This is a genomic window from Amycolatopsis sp. NPDC004368 (genome assembly GCF_053602515.1).
Window position 1 is genome coordinate 68812 of sequence record NZ_JBSGDT010000003.1, and the last position, 18308, is coordinate 87119.

An 18308-nucleotide genomic window follows, 5' to 3' on the forward strand; every position below is an offset into this window, starting at 1 on the left:
GGCGGGCGGCGGTGTCCACAGCGGACACCGCCGCTCCACCGTCAGATGCGTTGCGTGGCCGCCTTGAGGGCGGCTTTGGCCGAAGCCGGGGCGCCGAGCTCGTCGAGCCCGAACAGGGCCGCGCCGACAACCGGGTTCACGTCGACCACCCGCACCACCGCGCGCGGCGCCACCTTCAGGCAGCGCCGCTCGATCTCGGAGATCACCGCCGGGCCGACGCCGGTGAGCACTCCCCCGCCGAGCACGACCTCGGGCGCGGACGTGGTGAGGTCCAACCGCCGCAGGATCACCGCGGCGAACACGCTCACCTCCTCCACGAACCGGGTCACGATCTGCTGCGCGACCTCGTCACCGGCGGCGGCGACGTCGAACAGCAGCGGGCACAGGCCGTGGATGCGGGCCGAGTCGATCTCCTGGAAGTGCAGGCCCTGCACCACGTCGAACACCTTTGGCACGCCGAAGAAGCCTGACACCGCCGCCAGCAACGCCGTCGACGGACCACGCCCGTCCTCCGCGCGCACGGCCCACCACAAGGCTTCCTCACCGAGCCGGTAGCCGCCGCCCCAGTCGCCGGAGATCTTGCCCAGCGCGGGAAAGCGGTGCACGCGCCCGTCGGGGCCGACGCCGGCGCCGTTGATGCCGGCGCCGCACACCACCGCGACCCCGGTGCCGTCGGAGCTGCCCGCGCGCAGCAGCGCCAGCACGTCGTTGCCCACGTGCAAGGTGGAGCTCCAGCCGCGCGCGAACAACGCGGTGTGCAGCGCCTGCTCCTCACGCGGGAAATCCAGCCCCGCGAGGTAGGCCGAGGTGTGCACGCCGAACGGCCGCGTCACGGGCAACCCGGCCGAGGTCAACGCCGAGAGCACCAGCGTCTCCAGTGCCGCGACACACCCGTCGACGCCGACGTTCTGCGGTGAGGCGCCCGGGCCGCGCGATTCGGCGAGCACACCGCCTTCGCGCGACACCACGAGCACCTCGGTCTTGCTGTTCCCCCCGTCGATCGCGACGACCGCGGGCCTGGCTTCGCTCATCCGCGGGCCCACGGCAGGAAATCGCGGTTGAGCGACACGAGGGAGTCGGCCAGCTGGTCGGCCTTGGGGTACTGGCCGATCAACGGGTGGGCCAGCAGGGCGTCGGCCACCCGGTCACGCCCGCCCTTCACCGCGGCCTCCAGCGCCAGGTGCTCGTATGCGGTCACCGCGGCGATGAGCCCGGCGAAGCGCGGCTCCACCGTCTGCTGGGGAATCGCGCGCGCACCGCTCGAATCCACAGTGGACGACACCTCGATCACGCTGTCGTCGGGCAGGAATCCGAACGTGCCGTCGTTGCGCACGTTCACCACGTGCTCTTCGGCCGGCCCGCCCGCGGTCAGCGCGTGCACGAGCTGGATCGCCGCCTCCGAGTAGTACGCTCCGCCGCGCTTCTCCAGCGACTCGGGCTTGGTGACCTGCTCCGGGTCGAGGTAGATCTTCAGCAGCTCCTCCTCGACGTCGCTCACCACCTCGGCGCGCGGGCGCTCGGTGAGCTGCTTGGCCACCTGCGCGTCGTGCGAGTAGTAGTACTTCAGGTAGTACGACGGCACGGCGTTCATCCGCCGCATCCACTCGACGGGCGCGGTCACCTCCTCACCGAGGAACTCCGCGTGCTGCGCCAGCAGCTCGGGCAGCCGGTCGACGCCGTCGACGAGCACCCCGCGCTCCCAGCTCAGGTGGTTGAGCCCGGTGTGGACGAGCCGCACCGCGTCGGTCGAGGCGCCGAGCAGCCGGGCGAACTTGCGCTGCAGGTTGATCGCGACGTTGCACAGCCCCACCGCGCGGTGGCCCTCCTGCAGCAGCGCCCGCGTGACGATGCCGACGGGGTTCGTGAAGTTCACGATCCACGTGTCGGCACCGGCCACCTTGCGCACCCGCTCGGCGATGTCGAGCACCACCGGCACGGTCCGCAGGGCTTTCGCCAGGCCGCCCGCGCCGGTCGTCTCCTGGCCGACGCAGCCGCACGCGTGCGGGAACGTCTCGTCCGACGCCCGCGCCTTCTGTCCACCCACGCGCAGCTGGATGAGCACGGCCGAAGCGCCGTCGACGCCTTCTTCCAGGTTCGCGGTGGTGCGCACCCGAGCCGGGTGGCCGGCGTGGTCGAGCAGCCGTCGGCTGAACCCGCCGACGGCTTCCACTCGGTAGGCGTCGGGGTCGATCAGCACGATCTCGTCGACATCCAAAGTGGACCTGCGGTCGGCGATGCCGTCGACCAGCTCCGGCGTGTAGGTGGACCCGCCACCGACGACTGCCAGCTTCATCCCTTGACTCCCGTGAACGTGATGCCCTTGACGAACGATTTCTGCGCGAACACGAACAACACGATCACCGGTGCCATGATCAGCGCCGTGGCGGCCATCGTGAGGTTCCACTCCACGTGGTGCATGCCGCGGAACGAGGCGATGGCCAGCGAAAGCGGCCAGTGCTCCTGGTTCTCGCCGGTGTAGAGCAGCGGTCCGAAGTAGTCGTTCCAGGTGAACAGGAAACAGAACATCGCGGTGGCCGCGATCCCGGGGCGGGCCATGGGCAGCAGCACCCGGGTCATGGCGCGGAACTCGGTGCAGCCGTCGATCTTCGCCGCTTCCAGGTAATCCTTGGGGATGGTGAGGAAAAACTGGCGGAGCAGGAAGATCGAGAACGCGTCGAAGAAGAAATACGGCACGATCAGCGGAACGAGCGTGCCGGTGAGCCCCAGCCGCACCCACAGGTCGTACAGCGGCACGACCGTGACCTGCGGCGGCAGCATCATCGCGGCCACCGTGAGCATGAAGAACAGGTTCTGGCCACGCCACTTCAGCTTCGCGAGGCCGTATGCCGCGGGGATGGCCGACACGAGCGCGCCGATGGTCGCCAGTGCGGAGTAGAGCAGGCTGTTGCCGAAGTACTCCAGCAGCGGCGCCTTCCGGAACACCTCCACGAAGTTCTCGAAGTGCCATTCCGTGGGCCACAGGCTCGACGTCATGGCCTGGTCGCTCTTCATCACCGCGGTGAGGAACACGAACAGCAGCGGCAAGGTGAAGATCACGCCGAGCGCGATGCCGATGGCGTGCGTCGCGATGAAGCCCAGCCGCTTGTCCCACTGGCGTTTGAACCGCACCCTCGGCGGCACCGACGCGGGCGCGGGGGCCGAGATGGTGGTCATGCGCCCTCCTCTTGGTGTTGGGACTTGCGCAGCTGCCGCACCAGCACCCACGTGAAGCCCGCGGACACGATGAACAGCAGCACGGCCATTGCCGCCGCGTAACCCATGTTGAAGTAGCGGAAACCCTGCACGTACAACCAGATCGGGTACGTCAGCGTCGAGTTCTCCGGTGCGCCGATGAGCTTCGAGTTGCCGGCCACGTCGGCCGTGCCCGCCGAGGCGGACGACGCGACGATGGCCTGCGTGAAGAACTGCAGCGCGTAGATCATCGAGTTGACCACGCCGAAGAGCAGCACCGGCGAGATCGTGGGCAGCGTGACGTGCCAGAACTTGCGCACCGCGCCGGCGCCGTCGAGCTCTGCGGCCTCGTACTGCTCGGTCGGCACGTCGAGCAGCGCGGCGAGGATGATGATCATCAGCTCGCCCGAGCCCCACAGCGCCAGCAGCGTGAGCGACGGCTTCGACATCACCGGGCTGTTGAACCACAGCCCCCCGTCGATGCCCACGAGGTGCAGGAACCGGTTGACCGGGCCGAACTGCGGGTTGAACACGAACACGAACGCGAGCGTCGCCGCGGCCGGCGGGGCGAGCGTGGGCAGGTAGCACAGCGTGCGCACCAGGCCGACGCCCGACTTCAGCCGCGAGATCACCGACGCGACGCCGAGTGAGAACGCCACCCGGCAGATCGTCAGGATGATCACGAGCCACAACGTGTTGTACGCGGCGGTGCGCACCAGCGGCTCGCTGGTGAACATGCGCACGTAGTTGTCGAAACCGATCCACTGTGGAGGGTTGATGAGGTCGTAGCGGGTGAACGAGTAGTACACCGTGGCGATGAGCGGGTACCCGAAGAAGATCAGGAACCCCAGTGTCGCCGGCGCCATGAAGTAGAACACCGTGCGACGGCGCTTGGCTTTGCGGGACCCCGCCCGCGCCCCGGTGGGCGCGGGCGAAGCCTTCGCTTCGAGCACTTGCGTCGAGGTACTTTTCACCGCCGGGGCGCCCTCAGGCAGAGTCATCCGCCCGATCCTTTTTGCGCCAGCTCGTCGTTCACCTGGGCGTCGACCTGCTTGAGCCCGGCGTCGAGGTCGGGGACGGATCCGGCCTGCCACTTCTCGGCGAAGTCGTTGACCGCCTTGAGGAAGGCGTCACCGATCGGCGTCGACGGATTGGCGACCAGCTTGCCGCTGCCGTAGATGTCGAGGAACGTCTTGAACTGCGGCGGCACGTCGAGCTTCGGCGAGGACAGGGAAGCGGTGGTGCTGGGCACGTTCTTGAGGCCGTTGGCCATGTCCACGAGCGTGTCGGTGTCGAGCGTGACCTGCTTGATCAGCTCCCACGCGGCGCCGGGGTTCTTGGCGCCCTTGGGGATCGCGATGATCGTGCCGGTGGCGAAGCCGGCGCCGTAGTGGTCGGCCATGCTGTCGAGGACCGGCGCGGGCGCGGTGGCGTAGTTCAGCGCCGGAGTCTGGTCCTTGATGAACGCGGTGCGGAACTCACCGTCGTACATCATGGCCAGCTTGCCCTTCTGGAAGCCGTTGTCGGCGGAGTACTCGTCGCCCAGGCCGGCCTTGAACTTCTCGACCTTGTCGTGGCCGCCGTAGAAGTCGATGAGCTTCTTCTGGAACTCGAACATCGCCTTCCAGCCGGGGCTGGACTCCAAAGAGGACTTGCCGTCCGGGCCGATGAACTGTGCGCCGAAGTTGGGGGCCCAGTACTGCGCCTGGTTGGCGTAGAAGGGCATCGCCGGGATGAAGCCCATCGTCTTGATGGAGCCGTCCGGGTTGAACTCGGTGAGCTTCTTCGCGTCCTCGAACAGCTCGGTCGTGGTCTTCGGCGGCGAGGTGATGCCCTTCGCCGCGAACATGTCCTTGTTGTAGTAGAGGCCGTAGACGTCGGCGAGCATCGGCATGGCGCAGCGCTTGCCCTGGTACGACGTGTAGTTGCGCACGGCTTCGGGGATCTGGTTCACGTCGACCTTGTCGCGGTCGAGGTAGGGCTTGAGGTCGGTGAAGCTGCCGGTGGAGCACCACGCACCGAGGTTGTCGGTGTAGAAGGAGATCGCCACGTCGGGCGGGTTGCCGCCGCGGATCGACTGCGTGAGCTTGTCGTCGTCCTGGTTGCCCTCGTGGTTGATGGTGATGTTGGGGTACTTGGCTTTCAGCTTGTCGAGGGCGGCCGTGACCACGCCGTACTCGCGGTCGGTGAACTTGCTGTAGACGGTGAGCGTGAGCTTGGCGTCCTTGTCCGGCGGCGCGGCGGCGGCGCCCGAGCCGCTCGGCGCGGCCGCGCCGCACGCGGCGGTCGCCAGCAGCGTGGCGGCGGCCGCGGCGGACAGCAGCAGGGAACCACGCCTTCGCGCGATCCTCCGGATGCGGGTCGTGGGGGCCATGACCCTCCTCCTCATGGTGGTTACTCGGTCGGGGACGGGGCGGAGCTCGGGAGCGCCGTGTCCGGCGCTCCCCCCGCGGGCTTGCGCGGCCCGCGGAGTGTGTGGGTGACGACGCCGAAGACGTCTTCACGGGCGGTGGCGAGCGCGGACTGCAACGCGCCGGCCCGCACGGCGTTGCCCTGCACGGACGCGAGCGCGACGGGCGTGCGGGGCAGGACGAGGGCGTGGAGTTTTCGCGCCACCCGTTGCGCGAACTCGTCGCCACCGGCGCGGCTGGTGTCGCCGGAGAGCAGGATGAGCTGCGGGTCGGCCACGGCCACGAGACTCGCCAGGCCACCCGCGACGCGGCGGGCCAGGTCGTCGAGAAAGGGTTCGTGTTCCGGCGTGTTCGCTTTCGCGACGGCTTCGGGGCCGGTTTTCGCTGCCAGACCGTGGGCTTTCGCGAGCCGCGCTATCGCCGGCGAGTCCACGAGGTTGCCGAAGCGCGCGCCCGCGTCGGGCCAGCGATCGCCGGTGTCCACAGTGGCCGGATCGGGCACCCGCATCCAGTCGATCTCGCCGCCACCGCCGGTCGCGCCGCGCAACAGCCGCCGCCCGATCACCACGGCACCACCGACACCTTCCGACAGCCACACCATCACGAAGTCGTCGACGTCCTGCGCCTTCCCGGCCGTCATTTCCTCGACCGCGACCAGGTTCACGTCGTTCTCGATGGTGACGGCGATGCCGAGCTCTTCGCTGAGCTTCTGCGGCACGTCGAACCCGAGCCAGCCGGGAATGTGCGGCGCCGAGGAGAGCAGGCCCGTGCGCGGGTCGAACGCACCCTGCGCCCCGATCACGACGTGGGCCAGGTCTTCGAGGTTTTTACCGGCCTTCCTGGTCACCTGCTTGAGTGCCTTGCCGAACGTGCCGATCACGTCGGCGCCCTCGTGCACCGGCAACTCGACCTGGTACTCGGCTCTCACGGTGCCCGCGACGTCCGCGATCACGAAATCCGCCACGTGCGGCGTGAGATCCACTGCCGCGACGTGCGCGAGGCTCCCGTTCACTGCCCACAGCTGAGCCCGCGGCCCACGCCCGCCACCCGCGCGTTCGCCCGCTTTGCCGACGAGGTTGTCCTGCTCCAGACGCGTCAGCAACTGCGCCGTGGCCGGCTTGGACAGCCCGATCACGACCTCGAGCTCCGCCCTGGTGAGCGGCCCGCCCCGCAACAACGCCTCGATCGCCGCGCGGTCGTTGATCTCGCGCAACATCCTCGGGCTACCGGCGCGCACTCTGGGCCCCTTAATTAGGATACTTTACAGACGGTTTCGGGCGACTGTAGTGAGCGGGGCCACATCGCGTCAATGGTCATCCGGAACGAGCGGGTAACAACTCGGGTCGAGGAGGTTTCGGGCGCAGCTGTGGGTGATGGAGTGGATGCTCTGTGTGTCTTGCCACCGCGCGCCTGGGGCGAGCCGGGGTGGGCCACTGGGCGCAAGCCGAAGCATCCGAGCGCGTCAGTGCCTTGCTGCTGGATTTCCTTGCCCAGCACTGAGAAAGGCCCTCCCCGGCGAAAGCCAGGAAGGGCCCTGTCACGAGCGAAACGTCACTCCTCGGCGTCAGCCCACGCCTTCAGCATCACGCGGGCGATCGACGAGTTCCCCGGCAGGATCATCTCCGACGCACCACCCGCGATGGGTGTCGCGGAGCCGCCGTTGCGGAAGGCCGCCCGGACCTCCTCGCGGGAGACCCAGAGGGCCTCCTCGATCTCCCCGTCCGCCGGAACCAGCGGCTGCGACCGGGAAGCCCGGGCCGTGAAGCCCAGCATGATCGAGCGCGGGAACGGCCACGGCTGGCTGCCCAGGTAGCGGATGTCGAACACGTCGGCACCCACCTCCTCGCGAATTTCTCGTAGGACGCAGCCCTCCAGGGACTCGCCGGCTTCCACGAAGCCCGCGAGAACCGAGTAGCGGCCCGCGGGCCAGATGGGCTGGCGGGCCAGCAGCACGTGGGAGCCGTTGACGCCGTCCTCGTCGTGGACGAGGCAGATCACGGCCGGGTCGGTGCGGGGGTACTCCTCGTGGCCCTTGGCCTCACACTTGCTGGCCCAGCCGAACTGGATCAGGTTCGTGGGTGAACCGTCGCGGGTGCAGAAGCGGGATTGGCGGCGCCAGTGGCGCAGCGCGACCGCGGTGGTGAACAGGCCGGCCGACGTGTCGTCCAGCTGGTCGCCGTAACCGCGCAGCTCGACCCAGATCTCGCCGGCCACGCGGGGGACCTCTTCGACCACACCCCAGCTGCCGGCCATCTGCACGGTGTCGACATCACCCTCGGGGCGGCCGGGCAGGGACCAGTAGTCGGTGTCCTCCCATTCGCCGAGGAAGACCGCGTCGGCCGGGGGTTCCGAGCCGAAGTCGACGGCCTTGCGGGCGGCCAGCGACGAGCCGCCCTCGGCGACCGGGGTGCGGCCCGTGTCGTCGAGGAGCACGACACGGGCCTCGGACCACTTCGACACCAACCGCTCCGGGTTGGTGCGCAACGTCTCCTGGCGGTCCACAGTGGACCGGGACAGGGTCGGCAAAGCCGCCAGCTCAAAAGGGACGGTCACTCCGAGCCCACCGTCACGTCGCCGAGCGCGGTGAGCTTCGGCGCGAGCACCTCGGCGTCGCCGACCACCACGCCGGTGAAGCGCTTGGGTGCGAAGTACTCCAGCGCCGCCTCGGCCACCTGCTCCCCCGTGACGGCCGCGAGCCGCGCCGGGTGTTCCTGCAGCCATTCGACGCCGAGTCCGGTGGTCGCGAGCGCCATGAGCTGCCCGGCGAGCCCCGACTGCGACGACGTGGAAGTGAGCAGCGAGCCGATCGCGTACTGGCGCACCGACTCCACCTCCTCGGCCGTCGGCGGCACGAGCCCGAGGCGCCCCAGCTCGTACCGCGTTTCGAGCAGCGCGGCGGCCGTGACCTCGTTGGCCGTGTCTGCGTCGACGTTCACCACGGCGTTCTCGCCGGTGAACTCGAAACCCGAGTGGGCGCCGTAGGTGTACCCCTTGTCCTCGCGGATGTTCTCGACCAGCCGCGACGAGAAGTACCCGCCGAAAGCGAGGTTCGCCATCTGCAGCGCCGCGTACGACGGGTGCGTGCGGGCCACCGCCTGGGCCGAGAGCCGGATCTGCGACTGCACGGCGCCGGCGCGCGGCACCAGCAGCACGTTGCCCCCGGTCAGCTCCGGCAGCGGCGGCAGCACGACGGCCGACCGGTCCGAAGCCCAGCCACCGAGGGCGCGTTCGAGCTCGGCCGGCACGGTGTCGGGGTCGATGTCGCCCACGATCACCAGCACGGAACCGCGCGGCAGCACTGAAGCGGCGTGCAGCGCCCGCACCTGATCGGAGGCGACGGCAGCAACATCAGAGGCCTCCGGCACCTCGCGGGTGACCGGGTGGTCGCCGTAACGCTGCTTCTGCAACGCTTCGCGCGCGATCGTGCGCGGCTGCGTGCGCGACACCGCGATGCGCTCGATCAGCCGCTCGCGCTCGCGGGCCACCTCGGCTTCGGCGTAGGTGGCGCCGGTGAGCACGTCGCCGAGCACGTCGAGCAGCGTCGGCAGGCCCTCCGACAGTGCGGAACCGTTGAGGTACAGGCGTTCCGGGTCCACACCGGCGCCGAGGTCACCACCGATCAGGGCCAGTTCGGCGTCGATCTCCACGCGGTCGCGCTGGGAAGTGCCGGTGAGCAGCGTCTCCGCCAGCACCTCGGCGGTGGCCGGGTGCAGCGCGTCCTCCCCCGCGAACGGGATCCACAGCCGCACCTCCACCAGCGGCACCGAAGCCTTGCGCACGGCCAGCACGCGCAGGCCGTTGCTCAGCGTGGTGTCCACATGGGACAGATCCGAGGCGGCGCGCTGCGCGCCCAGTTCGGGCAGCGGCCGCGGGCCGGTCGCGGTGCGCCCGATCTCCTGAGCGCTGCGATGCGTTGCCGAAGTCACTGCTCTTCAACCCCTTCGGTGTTTGCGGCGGGCTTCACCACGAGCACGGCCCGCGCGTCGGGGCGCAGCGCCTTCGCGGCGGCCGACACGGCCTCGCCGGTGATCGCCGACATGCGGTCGGCCAGCCGGTGCACCAGCGACGCGTCGCCGTACAGCAGCTCGAACGCGCCCAGCGCCAGCGTGCGCGACACCAGCCGGTCGTGTTCCGAGTGCAGGCTCGCGGCCCAGCGCGCGGTCACCTTCTTGAGCTCGTGGGCGTCCGGCGGCGTCGACGCGAGCTCCTCGAACACCTCGTCGAGGGCGGCCAGCACGCGCTCGCGGGCGACGTCCGGCGGGTGGATCGCGGTGATCGTGAACGTGTCCGGGTCACGCGCCTCGAACGGGCCGAACAGCCCGGCGCCGGCGCCGATGTCGACCACCAGCGGCTCGCGGTGCACCAGGCGCTGCTGCAGGCGCGAGCCGTCACCGTCGGTGAGGACGCCGGCCAGCACGAGGTACGCGAGGTAACCGTCGAGGTCGTTGATGGGGTCGGGCATGCGGTAGCCCACGGCGATCGCGGGCAGCGGTGCATGCGGGTCCTCGTGCTCGCCGTGCAGCTCCTGGGTGGGCAGCGGCTCGGCGAACGACGGGCGGACCGGCGCGGGCCGGTGCGGCACGTCGCCGAAGTGCTTCTCGATGAGCGCCTTCGCGTTCTCCACCTCGAAGTCGCCGGCCACGGTGAGCACCGCGTTGGCCGGCGAGTAGTAGGTGTCGAAGAAGGCGGCGCAGTCATCCAGCGTCGCGCCTTCGAGGTCTTCGAACGCGCCGTAGCCGTCGTGGGCGTTGGCGAACGTCGAGTACAGCACCGGCGGCAAGAGGATCCAGGGGAAGCCGCCGTACGGCCGGTTGCGCACGTTGAGGCGGATCTCCTCCTTCACGACCTCGATCTGGTTCGCCAGGTTCTCCGCCGTCAGCTTCGGCGCGCGCATGCGGTCGGCTTCGAGGAACAGCGCGCGTTCGAGGGCCGCCGAGGGCAGCACCTCGTAGTAGTCGGTGTAGTCGGGGTGGGTGGACCCGTTGAAGGTCCCACCACTCGACTGGACGTGGCGGAAGTGCGCCAGCTTCTCCAGGCTTTCACTGCCCTGGAACATCAGGTGCTCGAAGAGGTGCGCGAAGCCGGTCAACCCCTCCGGCTCGGAGCGGAAGCCCACGTCGTAGTGCACGCTGACCCCGACAACAGGCGCGGTCGAGTCAGGGGCGAGCACCACGCGCAGACCGTTGTCAATCGTGAAACGGACGAGCTCGGGATCGGCCATGCCCCCACCCTACGCAGGAGACCCGAGCCTCGGCTCGGCCGGTGGCACCGCTCCCGCCCGCGAGCCCGCGCCCGTGGCCGCGGCGCCGAGGGCGGCCAGGAAGTCCCTGGTCCGGGCAGGTGTGGCGGGGCTGTCGAGCCAGTACGCCTGAAGCGAACAGCCCGGTTCCGCGAGCAGTTCGAGCCACCGGTCGGCCTCGACGAGCGCGAGGGCGTACGGGAGGACCCGCGAGAAGACGACGTCGGTGACTTCCGCGGGGTTCGCCGGCTCGGCGCGCAGGCCCAGGAGCTGGTCACGCAGCAGCCGGCCGCTCGCGGTGCGCGGGGGCAGCCACTGGACCGCCAGCGCGAGCGCGGCGCCGGCGGCAGCCACGACCAGGCCGAGCTGGGCGTAGCCGACGGTGAAGGCGAGCAGTGCGGTGAGGAAAACGCCGTAGCAGCACAGCCGCACCGCGATCCTGGTGAGCTGCGCCGGCCGGCGGGAGAGCCAGCCACGGCGGACGACGGAGGTGCGCAGTTCGTCCTCGATGCCCGGTGCGATCGCCCACAGCCGCGCCGACTCGCCGGGCACGGCGGTTTCGTAGACCGCGCGTTCGAAGGACGTGAGGTACTCGTCCGGCGGGTTGCGGCGGTGCAGCGTCCAGCCGCCGGTGCCGGTCGATCCGGTCACCCACAGGTAGTTGCGCACACAGAGGTCGAGCACGGTCGCCGCGACGTCGAGGTGGTCGGCACGGCCGGTGAGCAGCGGGCCGAGCTGGCCGGGCAGCACGCCCTCGGGCGAGGAGAACCGGCCGTCGGTTTCGAGCCGGACGGGCAACGCGGCGGCCCGATCCCGGCGGCGCAGCACCACCAACGCGACCAGACCCGCGACGAGCAGCGCCGCGAAGGCCAGCCACGCGGCCAGCACCGGCGTGGTGACGAGGAAAGCACCGGCCACGGACTTCGCGGGCACCAGCCGCTCGGTGACGGGCACCGTGCCGGCGGGCAGCTCCGCGGTGAGCTCCACGCGGTCGCCCGGCGCGAGCTTCGACACCGACACCCGCGTGAGCCCCGAGTGGTCGAGCTGCGCGGCGCCGCACGGCGCCGAGGAACCCGGCGGGCCGGCCAGGCACGTGAGGGCATCGGGCAGGTTCGGCGCGGCGAAGGTGGCGCGCAGCAGCTCGAGCCGGGTGTCCCAGCCGCCGGCGAGGTCCCACGTCGCGTTCTCGACCCCGAGGGTTCGCCCGACGACGCCGTCGACGGTGTAGCGGACGATCGACGTCCCACCGCGCAGGTCGAACGCGACCTGGTCACCGGTGAGGTCGGCGCTGCCGCTGCCCTCGATGCTCACGTCGCGGATCGTGAGCACGCGGTCGTGGGCGGCATCGGCGGAGCTGCGCAGCGGGAGGGTGCGCGTCATCGTGGTGCCGGCCGGGACGGAGACGGCCTCGGTCACGGACAGGCTGCCGTCGCGCTGGAGCTTGAGGGTGACCTCGGCGCTGCGCGGCAGCGCGGGCAGGTCCTGGGCCTGCGCCGGAGCGGCTGCGAACAGCAGCGCTGGGATCGCGCAGAGCGCGGCGAGCCTACGCACGCGCGAGCACCCGCTCCCTCGTCGCGCGCCGGCGGTGCAGCCACGTCGCCGCGGCGGCGGACAGCAGCACGAGCAAGGCGACGAGCGGGATGCCCGGACCGGCGAAGAACACCTCGACCGGGGCGGTCGGGGCGGACGAGGCGTTGGCGGCCAGGGCGCCGGGCGGGACCTGCACGACGAGGTCGACGCGGCCGCCGGGCAGCCCATCCTGCTCGGCCCGGGCGACGCCTCCGGCACCCAGTTCGGAGAACGTGCAGTGGCGGGCCGAGCCGACGGCGCCGGCGTAGCAGTCCACTGTGGAGATCGCCGGCGCGGCGAGGGTGGCGGTGACCGTGGTGAGGTCGGCGTCCCAGCCGCCGGAGACGGGCCAGCGGACCTGCCCGTCGGCGGTGACGGCACCGTCCAATGTGTACGTGAGGGTGGCGGGGCCGGAGTAGGTGACCCGGAGGCCGCCGGAGTCCTGGCCGAGGTGGCCCGAGCCGGTGAGGCGGGCGTCGTGGACGGCGTAGACGCGGGTTTCGGCGTCGGTGACGGGTACGCGCAGTGAGATCCGGTGGGTGGCAGGGCCGGTCACGTGCTCGGTGACGGTGAGGGAACCGTCGGGGTGAGCCGTCGCGTTCGTGGTGACGGCGACGGCCGGTTCGGTCGGCACGGCGCGCTCAGCTCGGTGGGGTGAAGGGGTTTTCCGGCTCCGGCCGGGGTGGCGTGGCGACCTGCGCCGGTTGCTCGGCCGGCGCGAACTGCGGACGCGGCGGGTACTGCCCACCACTCGGCTGAGCCTGCTCCGCGACCGGTTGGGGCTGCGGAACGGGCGGTTGCGGTTGCGGGACCACGGGCGCGTAGGGCTGCCCCTGCGGCGGATACGGCTGCCCCGCGGGCTGCGGCACCGTCGCGTACACCTGCTGCGCCAACCGCGCCTGGTCGCGGTTGCGCCGCTCCGCCAGCACCGCCGACAGGAACGCCCACGCCGGCATCCCGGGCGGCACCGCGACCCCTATCGCGTGCGCCGTCTGCTGGGCGAGCCCCGCGCCGAGCGCGTACGCCGCGTCGGGGCGCAGGTCGTGGAAGCGGTTGAGGAACTGGCGGGCGGCCAGGGCCAGGTCGTCGGGCAGGCGGCTCAGATCGAGCTGCGCGGCCCAGCCCTCCAGGCCCGGCGGCATCATCACGTGCGCCTGCGGGGTCACCGGCACGCGTTCGCGGATCACGAGCGTGCCCGCCAGGTAGTCGCCCACGCGGCGGCCGTTCGACGAGCTCAGCGACGTGATCACCGCCACCGCGCCGAGGAACCCGAGCGCCCAGAAGTCCACGAAGAACCCCGCGAGCGCGCGGGTGAGCGCGTGGCGGAAGCGGATGGGGCCGCCGTCGAGCCGGACCACGCGCAGACCCAGCGCCATCTTGCCGAGCGACTTGCCGCGGCTGAGCGTCTCGCACAGGACCGGGTAGCCGATCACGATCAGCACGAACACCGACAGGAACAGCGCGATGGTGAGCGCCGGGTCGAGATCGGGCGAGGTCAAGGCCACGGTGACCACGACGATCAGCAGGAGCACGCCCTGCACCAGCACGTCGAGCAGCATCGCGACGCCGCGGCTGGCCAGCTTGGCCACCCGCAGGTCGAGGACCACGGCTTCACCCGTGACGAGATCGGACTCTTCCTGCACCGGGCAAGCCTAGTTGCGCCCGGGCCGCCAACAGAAGGCCGAGCCTGGTTGCCGGTCTGGCCAGAAGCAGGCGGACCCAACCGAGCGCCGGCTGCGTATCGCAACGTTTCACGCCGTGACTGTGGCCGGATCGGCAACAGATGACACGGTGAGCCCTAGGCTGGGGTTCCAGGAGGTGATCGGGTGGACGTCGACGTCTTCGTCGCAGCACACGGTGCGGAGTGGGCCCGGCTCGGCGAGCTCGTGCGGCGGCGCAGGCTGTCCGGGGCCGAGGCCGACGAGCTCGTGACGCTGTACCAGCGCACCGCGACCCACCTGTCGATCATCCGCTCGACGGCCCCGGACCCGGCGCTGCTGTCGCGGCTGTCGGCGCTGGTGGCGCGGGCGCGCTCGGCCGTCACGGGCTCGCACAGCCCGGCGTGGCGCGAGGTTGCACTGTTCTTCACCCACCGCTTCCCGGCCGCGGTGTACCTCAGCCGGCGCTGGTGGATCCCCGCCGCGCTGGCCTCGGTGCTCGTGATGGCCGTGCTCGGCGTGTGGATCGCGAGTGACGAGTCGGTGCGCTCGGCGCTGGTCGCCCCGGAGGAGCTCAAGGCCTTGACCGCGCCTGGCGGCCAGTACGAGACGTACTACGCGACCGGCCCGGCCGGCTCGTTCGCCGCGAAGGTGTGGACGAACAACGCGTGGGTGGCCGCGACCTGCCTGTTTCTCGGTGTGGCGCTGGGGCTGCCCGTGATCAGCGCGCTGTGGCTCAACTCGCTGAACGCGGGCATCGGCATCGGCCTGATGTCCTCGGCCGGCCGCGGCGACGTGCTGCTCGGCCTGCTCCTGCCCCACGGCCTGCTGGAGCTCACGGCCGTGTTCATCGCCGCGGGCACCGGCCTGAAGCTCGGCTGGACCGTGATCGACCCCGGCCGCCGTTCGCGCAGCGCCGCGCTGGGCGAGCAGGGCCGGTCCGTGGTCGTCATCGCGCTGGGCCTGGCGTGTGTGCTGCTGGTGTCGGGCGTGATCGAGGCGTTCGTGACGCCGTCGGGTTGGCCCACGTGGGTGCGCATCGGGATCGGCGCAGTGGTCGAGCTGTTGTTCCTGACCTACGTCTTCACGCTCGGCCGCCGCGCCGCGCGGGCGGGTGAGGTGGGCGACCTCGACCGCCGGTACACCGGGGACGCCTTACCCGAGGCGGGTTAACACAGGCAGCTGCCCTCGAAGGCGATCGAGTTGCCGTCGTCCAGGGTGGCGCTGCCGGTGAAGCGGATGTCGAACTCGCCGGGGTCGGTGAGGGTGAGCCGGGGGCTGGTTGCTTCGCCGTTCGCGCCGGTCTTGGCCGTCATGGTTTCCTGGCCGCCCTCGAACACGAGCACGTTCTGCGCGCGAGCGGCGTGCACGTAGAAGGTGACGGGTACGTTGGGTGCGGGCTGGCCGTTGTCGCCGATCACGCGCACCACGAACGGCGCCGCGGGGTCCTTGGTGGTGAGGTGCTGGCCGTTGCCGGAGAGGATCGCGAGGGTGCGCCCGCCCGCGGCCCACGCGTTGGAGAGGCCGGGCAGCGAGCAGACTTCCTGGTACAGCCGCGCACCGGGCGTCGGGGCCTCGGCGGTGAGGCAGCGCGCGGTCGCGACGTTGGCGATCGTCACCAGCCCCGGGTTCCCCGCGACGCGGCGCCACTGCTGCTTGTGGTCGCCGTCGGCGCAGGCGGCCAGGAGCACGCCCACGCCGTCGACCGGGCTCTGCGCGGCGAGGCACTGTCCACTCGCGACATTGCGGTAGTGCTGCGACGCCTTGTCGTACGTCCAGGCGGCGCCCGGGTCTTTCGCGTCGGCCAGCTGCACCTTGCCGCCGTTGGTGGCGAGTGAGACCGCTCCCCCTCCGTCGGCGAGGTACACGGGCGCGCCGTCGGCCGCGGACGCGACCCCGGCGGACCCGAATGCCGGCAGTACCACCAGGACCAGCAATCGACGCACGCGAGCACTCCCCTCGACCGAAGCTGATTCCGGCTTAACAGCACCGGACCCGGCTGGCCAAGGGAAGCCACTCGATAGAGCTAGAGCTGCGCCTCGACCGCGTCGGCGAGCACGCCGTAGCCCGCGTCGTTCGGGTGGATGTTCGGGCCCACCGGCGCGGGCGCGCACATGAAGGTGAGCGAGCAGATCGTGGCGACGTTGAGCGGGACGTCGGTTCCGCTGAAGTCCGTGGTGTGGAACGCGGTCTCGACGTCGGCCAACGATACGTGAGCCTGGCCGTAGATTCCGGCGAGAACGCCGTTCACCTGCTGCAGCAGCTGCACCGACTGGCGCGCGAGGTCCTGCCCGGCCGGGCCCTGCAGGAAGGACGCGAGGAACGGGTCGTACAGGTTCAGGCCGACGATCTTCACGTGCGGATCGGCCTTGTGGAGGCGGTCGACGATCACCGGCAGGTTCGCCTGGATCAGGCCGACGTTCTTCTGCACGCAGGCGATGTCCACACCGGTGTCCGACGCGCAGTCCTCGACGTCGGTCGCACCGATGACCAGAGTCACGAGGCGAGTCTGCCCACGGTGCGCCTCGAGGAACTTCTCGGCGGCGTTGATCTGCGGCTTCGTACCACAGAGGTTGCCACCCTCGAGCATCGACGTCGTTGTCTCGGCCGGGCATCCGAGCTCGGTCAACCGCAAGCCCTGCTTCTTCGCCACGATGTGGTCGAAGCCGCGGTCCGTCAGGCCGCCGACGCCATTGGCGTCCGGCTGGAACCCGACCGACAGCGAGTCACCCAGCGACAGGTAGTACTGCGGCTGCGGGCACGCCGACGCCGTACCGGCCACGGATACGAACGCCGCGGCGGCAGCGGCCGCCGCGATCCACCATCTTTTCATTTTCTCCCCTGCCTCAGCGATTTTCCGCGAGGCTAGCGACGCCGGTGGGCACGCGGCCGTGGGCGGAGTCCGAAGAGGACCTTTCGACCACGGTTTCCGGCCCGAACCGACCTCTACAGCCGGCCGGCGGCCTTCAGCGCCAGGTAGCGGTCCGCCAACGCCGGCGGCAGGTCGTCTGGCACCGCGTCCACCACGTCGACCCCGCGCCGGCCCAGGCGGGCGGTCACGGCGGCGCGTTCGGCCAGCGTGCGTTCGGCCGCGGCGGCGTCGTACACGGCTTCGGCGTCGCCGCGGGAGCGCGCCATTTCGGCGACGCGCGGGTCGGCCACCGACGCGATGATCACCTGGTGGCGGGAGGTCAGCGAGGCCAGCACGGGGAACAGGCCCTCTTCCAGCGGCGCCGCGTCGAGGCCGGTCAGCAGCACCACGAGCGCGCGGCGGCGGGTGCGTTGCAGGATCTCCGCGACCATGCCCCGCGAGTCGGTCTCCACAAGGGACGGTTCGAGCGGTGCCATGGCGTTCACGAGCAAGGGCAGCAACGTCGTGGCCGACGAGCCCGGCACGGCGGCCCGCACGCGGCGGTCGTAGGCCAGCAGTTCGACGCGGTCGCCCGCGCGGGAAGCCAAGGCGGCCAGCAGCAACGCGGCGTCCAGGGCGGCGTCGAGCCGGGGCGCGTCGCCGACGCGGCCGGCCGAGACGCGGCCCGTGTCGAGCACAAGGACCACGTGCCGGTCGCGTTCGGGGCGCCAGGTGCGCACCATCACGTCGGCCGCGCGGGCCGTGGCGCGCCAGTCGATCGAGCGCACGTCGTCGCCGGCCACGTACTCGCGCAGCGAGTCGAACTCCGTGCCCTGGCCCCGGATCATCACCGCGCTGCGGCCGTCGAGCTGCTGCAGCCGCGCGAGGCGCGAAGGCAGGTGCTTGCGGCTGTGGAACGGCGGCAGCACCCGCACGGACCACGGCACCTCGTGCGAGCCCTGGCGCGCCGCAAGGCCCAGCGGGCCCGCCGCGCGCACGGTCACGCGGAACGCCCGGCGGTCGCCGCGGCGAGTGGGCAGCATGGCCGTGGTGACCACGCGCCGCTCGCCCGCGGGCACGGCGACGCGGTGGCGGTCGTCGGCGCCCGCGCTCGGCGGCCACGCGTCGCGCAGCAGGCCGCGCACCGCGCGCCGGCCGGGGTTCGTGACGGTGAGCGTGACCTCGGCGGATTCACCGAGGCGCACGGAAGTGGTGCCACTGCGGGAAAACCGCAGCGCCCGCACACTGCCGGCGAACGCGAGGTCCACGACCACCAGCACAACCAGCACCACGACGACGCCGAGCACGCCGGCGCCGGACGGGAACAGCAGCCCGACCACCAGCGCGCCCAGCAGCGCCAGCAGTCCGAGCCGCCCGGTGAGGGCCAC

General features: G+C 71.1%; 16 protein-coding genes. 1 reads left to right on the forward strand and 15 read right to left on the reverse strand.

Translation table 11 applies throughout. The features are described from left to right. Window positions 1–41: 41 nt before the first annotated feature. From ACWEOE_RS06310 to ACWEOE_RS06365, 12 genes are all read right to left on the reverse strand, one after another. Window positions 42–1031 carry an N-acetylglucosamine kinase gene (locus ACWEOE_RS06310; protein WP_452004739.1) on the reverse strand — a complete coding sequence of 330 codons (990 nt, stop codon included), beginning with the start codon at window positions 1029–1031 and terminating at the stop codon, window positions 42–44. Next, window positions 1028–2293 carry a 6-phospho-beta-glucosidase gene (locus ACWEOE_RS06315; RefSeq protein WP_452004742.1) on the reverse strand — a complete coding sequence of 422 codons (1266 nt, stop codon included), beginning with the start codon at window positions 2291–2293 and terminating at the stop codon, window positions 1028–1030. The genes ACWEOE_RS06310 and ACWEOE_RS06315 overlap by 4 nt, the downstream gene beginning before the upstream one ends. Beyond that, window positions 2290–3174: a carbohydrate ABC transporter permease gene (locus tag ACWEOE_RS06320; RefSeq protein WP_452004744.1), complete on the reverse strand. Its 885-nt coding sequence runs from the start codon at window positions 3172–3174 to the stop codon at window positions 2290–2292. Before ACWEOE_RS06320 ends, ACWEOE_RS06315 begins: the two co-directional genes overlap by 4 nt. Beyond that, window positions 3171–4193: a carbohydrate ABC transporter permease gene (locus tag ACWEOE_RS06325; RefSeq protein WP_452004747.1), complete on the reverse strand. Its 1023-nt coding sequence runs from the start codon at window positions 4191–4193 to the stop codon at window positions 3171–3173. The genes ACWEOE_RS06320 and ACWEOE_RS06325 overlap by 4 nt, the downstream gene beginning before the upstream one ends. Next, window positions 4190–5566, reverse strand: coding sequence for an ABC transporter substrate-binding protein (locus ACWEOE_RS06330; protein WP_452004749.1), 1377 nt, complete (start codon window positions 5564–5566; stop codon window positions 4190–4192). The genes ACWEOE_RS06325 and ACWEOE_RS06330 overlap by 4 nt, the downstream gene beginning before the upstream one ends. Window positions 5567–5586: 20 nt before the next feature. Then, the gene (locus ACWEOE_RS06335) at window positions 5587–6819 is read right to left on the reverse strand and encodes an ROK family transcriptional regulator (protein ID WP_452005641.1); all 1233 of its coding nucleotides are present in this window, start codon (window positions 6817–6819) and stop codon (window positions 5587–5589) included. Window positions 6820–7154: 335 nt separating this feature from the next. Beyond that, on the reverse strand, window positions 7155–8156 hold the full coding sequence (gene nudC, locus ACWEOE_RS06340; protein ID WP_452004752.1) for an NAD(+) diphosphatase: 1002 nt from the start codon (window positions 8154–8156) through the stop codon (window positions 7155–7157). Next, window positions 8153–9529, reverse strand: a complete 1377-nt coding sequence (locus ACWEOE_RS06345) for a M16 family metallopeptidase (protein WP_452004753.1) — start codon at window positions 9527–9529, stop codon at window positions 8153–8155. Before ACWEOE_RS06345 ends, nudC begins: the two co-directional genes overlap by 4 nt. Next, on the reverse strand, window positions 9526–10824 hold the full coding sequence (locus ACWEOE_RS06350; protein WP_452004756.1) for a M16 family metallopeptidase: 1299 nt from the start codon (window positions 10822–10824) through the stop codon (window positions 9526–9528). Before ACWEOE_RS06350 ends, ACWEOE_RS06345 begins: the two co-directional genes overlap by 4 nt. A gap of 9 nt (window positions 10825–10833) precedes the next feature. Continuing rightward, window positions 10834–12393: a DUF2207 family protein gene (locus ACWEOE_RS06355; RefSeq protein WP_452004758.1), complete on the reverse strand. Its 1560-nt coding sequence runs from the start codon at window positions 12391–12393 to the stop codon at window positions 10834–10836. Then, the gene (locus tag ACWEOE_RS06360) at window positions 12386–13045 is read right to left on the reverse strand and encodes a DUF2207 domain-containing protein (protein ID WP_452004760.1); all 660 of its coding nucleotides are present in this window, start codon (window positions 13043–13045) and stop codon (window positions 12386–12388) included. Before ACWEOE_RS06360 ends, ACWEOE_RS06355 begins: the two co-directional genes overlap by 8 nt. Window positions 13046–13052: 7 nt before the next feature. Beyond that, window positions 13053–14054 (reverse strand): RDD family protein, encoded by a 1002-nt coding sequence (locus ACWEOE_RS06365; RefSeq protein WP_452004762.1) that lies wholly within the window; start codon window positions 14052–14054, stop codon window positions 13053–13055. 183 nt (window positions 14055–14237) lie between these two features. Here ACWEOE_RS06365 and ACWEOE_RS06370 point away from each other — a divergent pair, with 183 nt between their 5' ends. Further along, complete coding sequence (locus ACWEOE_RS06370) at window positions 14238–15242, forward strand: stage II sporulation protein M (protein WP_452004765.1); 1005 nt, start codon at window positions 14238–14240, stop codon at window positions 15240–15242. Here ACWEOE_RS06370 and ACWEOE_RS06375 read toward each other — a convergent pair. The 3 genes from ACWEOE_RS06375 to ACWEOE_RS06385 form a co-directional block, all read right to left on the reverse strand. Beyond that, the gene (locus ACWEOE_RS06375; protein WP_452004768.1) at window positions 15239–16015 is read right to left on the reverse strand and encodes a ricin-type beta-trefoil lectin domain protein; all 777 of its coding nucleotides are present in this window, start codon (window positions 16013–16015) and stop codon (window positions 15239–15241) included. The two genes, ACWEOE_RS06370 and ACWEOE_RS06375, sit on opposite strands and share 4 nt — an antisense overlap. Before the next feature lie 80 nt (window positions 16016–16095). Next, window positions 16096–16902, reverse strand: coding sequence for a GDSL-type esterase/lipase family protein (locus tag ACWEOE_RS06380; protein ID WP_452004770.1), 807 nt, complete (start codon window positions 16900–16902; stop codon window positions 16096–16098). A 113-nt stretch (window positions 16903–17015) separates the two neighbouring features. Continuing rightward, a complete protein-coding gene (locus tag ACWEOE_RS06385; RefSeq protein ID WP_452004773.1) occupies window positions 17016–18308 on the reverse strand; it encodes a DUF58 domain-containing protein in 1293 nt (430 codons plus the stop codon).

What these genes read in the sequence shown, in the direction of transcription:
- ACWEOE_RS06310 (WP_452004739.1), bottom strand. Translation starts at nt 1,031, where the DNA reads ATGAGCGAAGCCAGGCCCGCGGTCGTCGCGATCGACGGGGGGAACAGC.
- ACWEOE_RS06315 (WP_452004742.1), bottom strand. Translation starts at nt 2,293, where the DNA reads ATGAAGCTGGCAGTCGTCGGTGGCGGGTCCACCTACACGCCGGAGCTG.
- ACWEOE_RS06320 (WP_452004744.1), bottom strand. Translation starts at nt 3,174, where the DNA reads ATGACCACCATCTCGGCCCCCGCGCCCGCGTCGGTGCCGCCGAGGGTG.
- ACWEOE_RS06325 (WP_452004747.1), bottom strand. Translation starts at nt 4,193, where the DNA reads ATGACTCTGCCTGAGGGCGCCCCGGCGGTGAAAAGTACCTCGACGCAA.
- ACWEOE_RS06330 (WP_452004749.1), bottom strand. Translation starts at nt 5,566, where the DNA reads ATGGCCCCCACGACCCGCATCCGGAGGATCGCGCGAAGGCGTGGTTCC.
- ACWEOE_RS06335 (WP_452005641.1), bottom strand. Translation starts at nt 6,819, where the DNA reads ATGTTGCGCGAGATCAACGACCGCGCGGCGATCGAGGCGTTGTTGCGG.
- ACWEOE_RS06350 (WP_452004756.1), bottom strand. Translation starts at nt 10,824, where the DNA reads ATGGCCGATCCCGAGCTCGTCCGTTTCACGATTGACAACGGTCTGCGC.
- ACWEOE_RS06380 (WP_452004770.1), bottom strand. Translation starts at nt 16,902, where the DNA reads ATGAAAAGATGGTGGATCGCGGCGGCCGCTGCCGCCGCGGCGTTCGTA.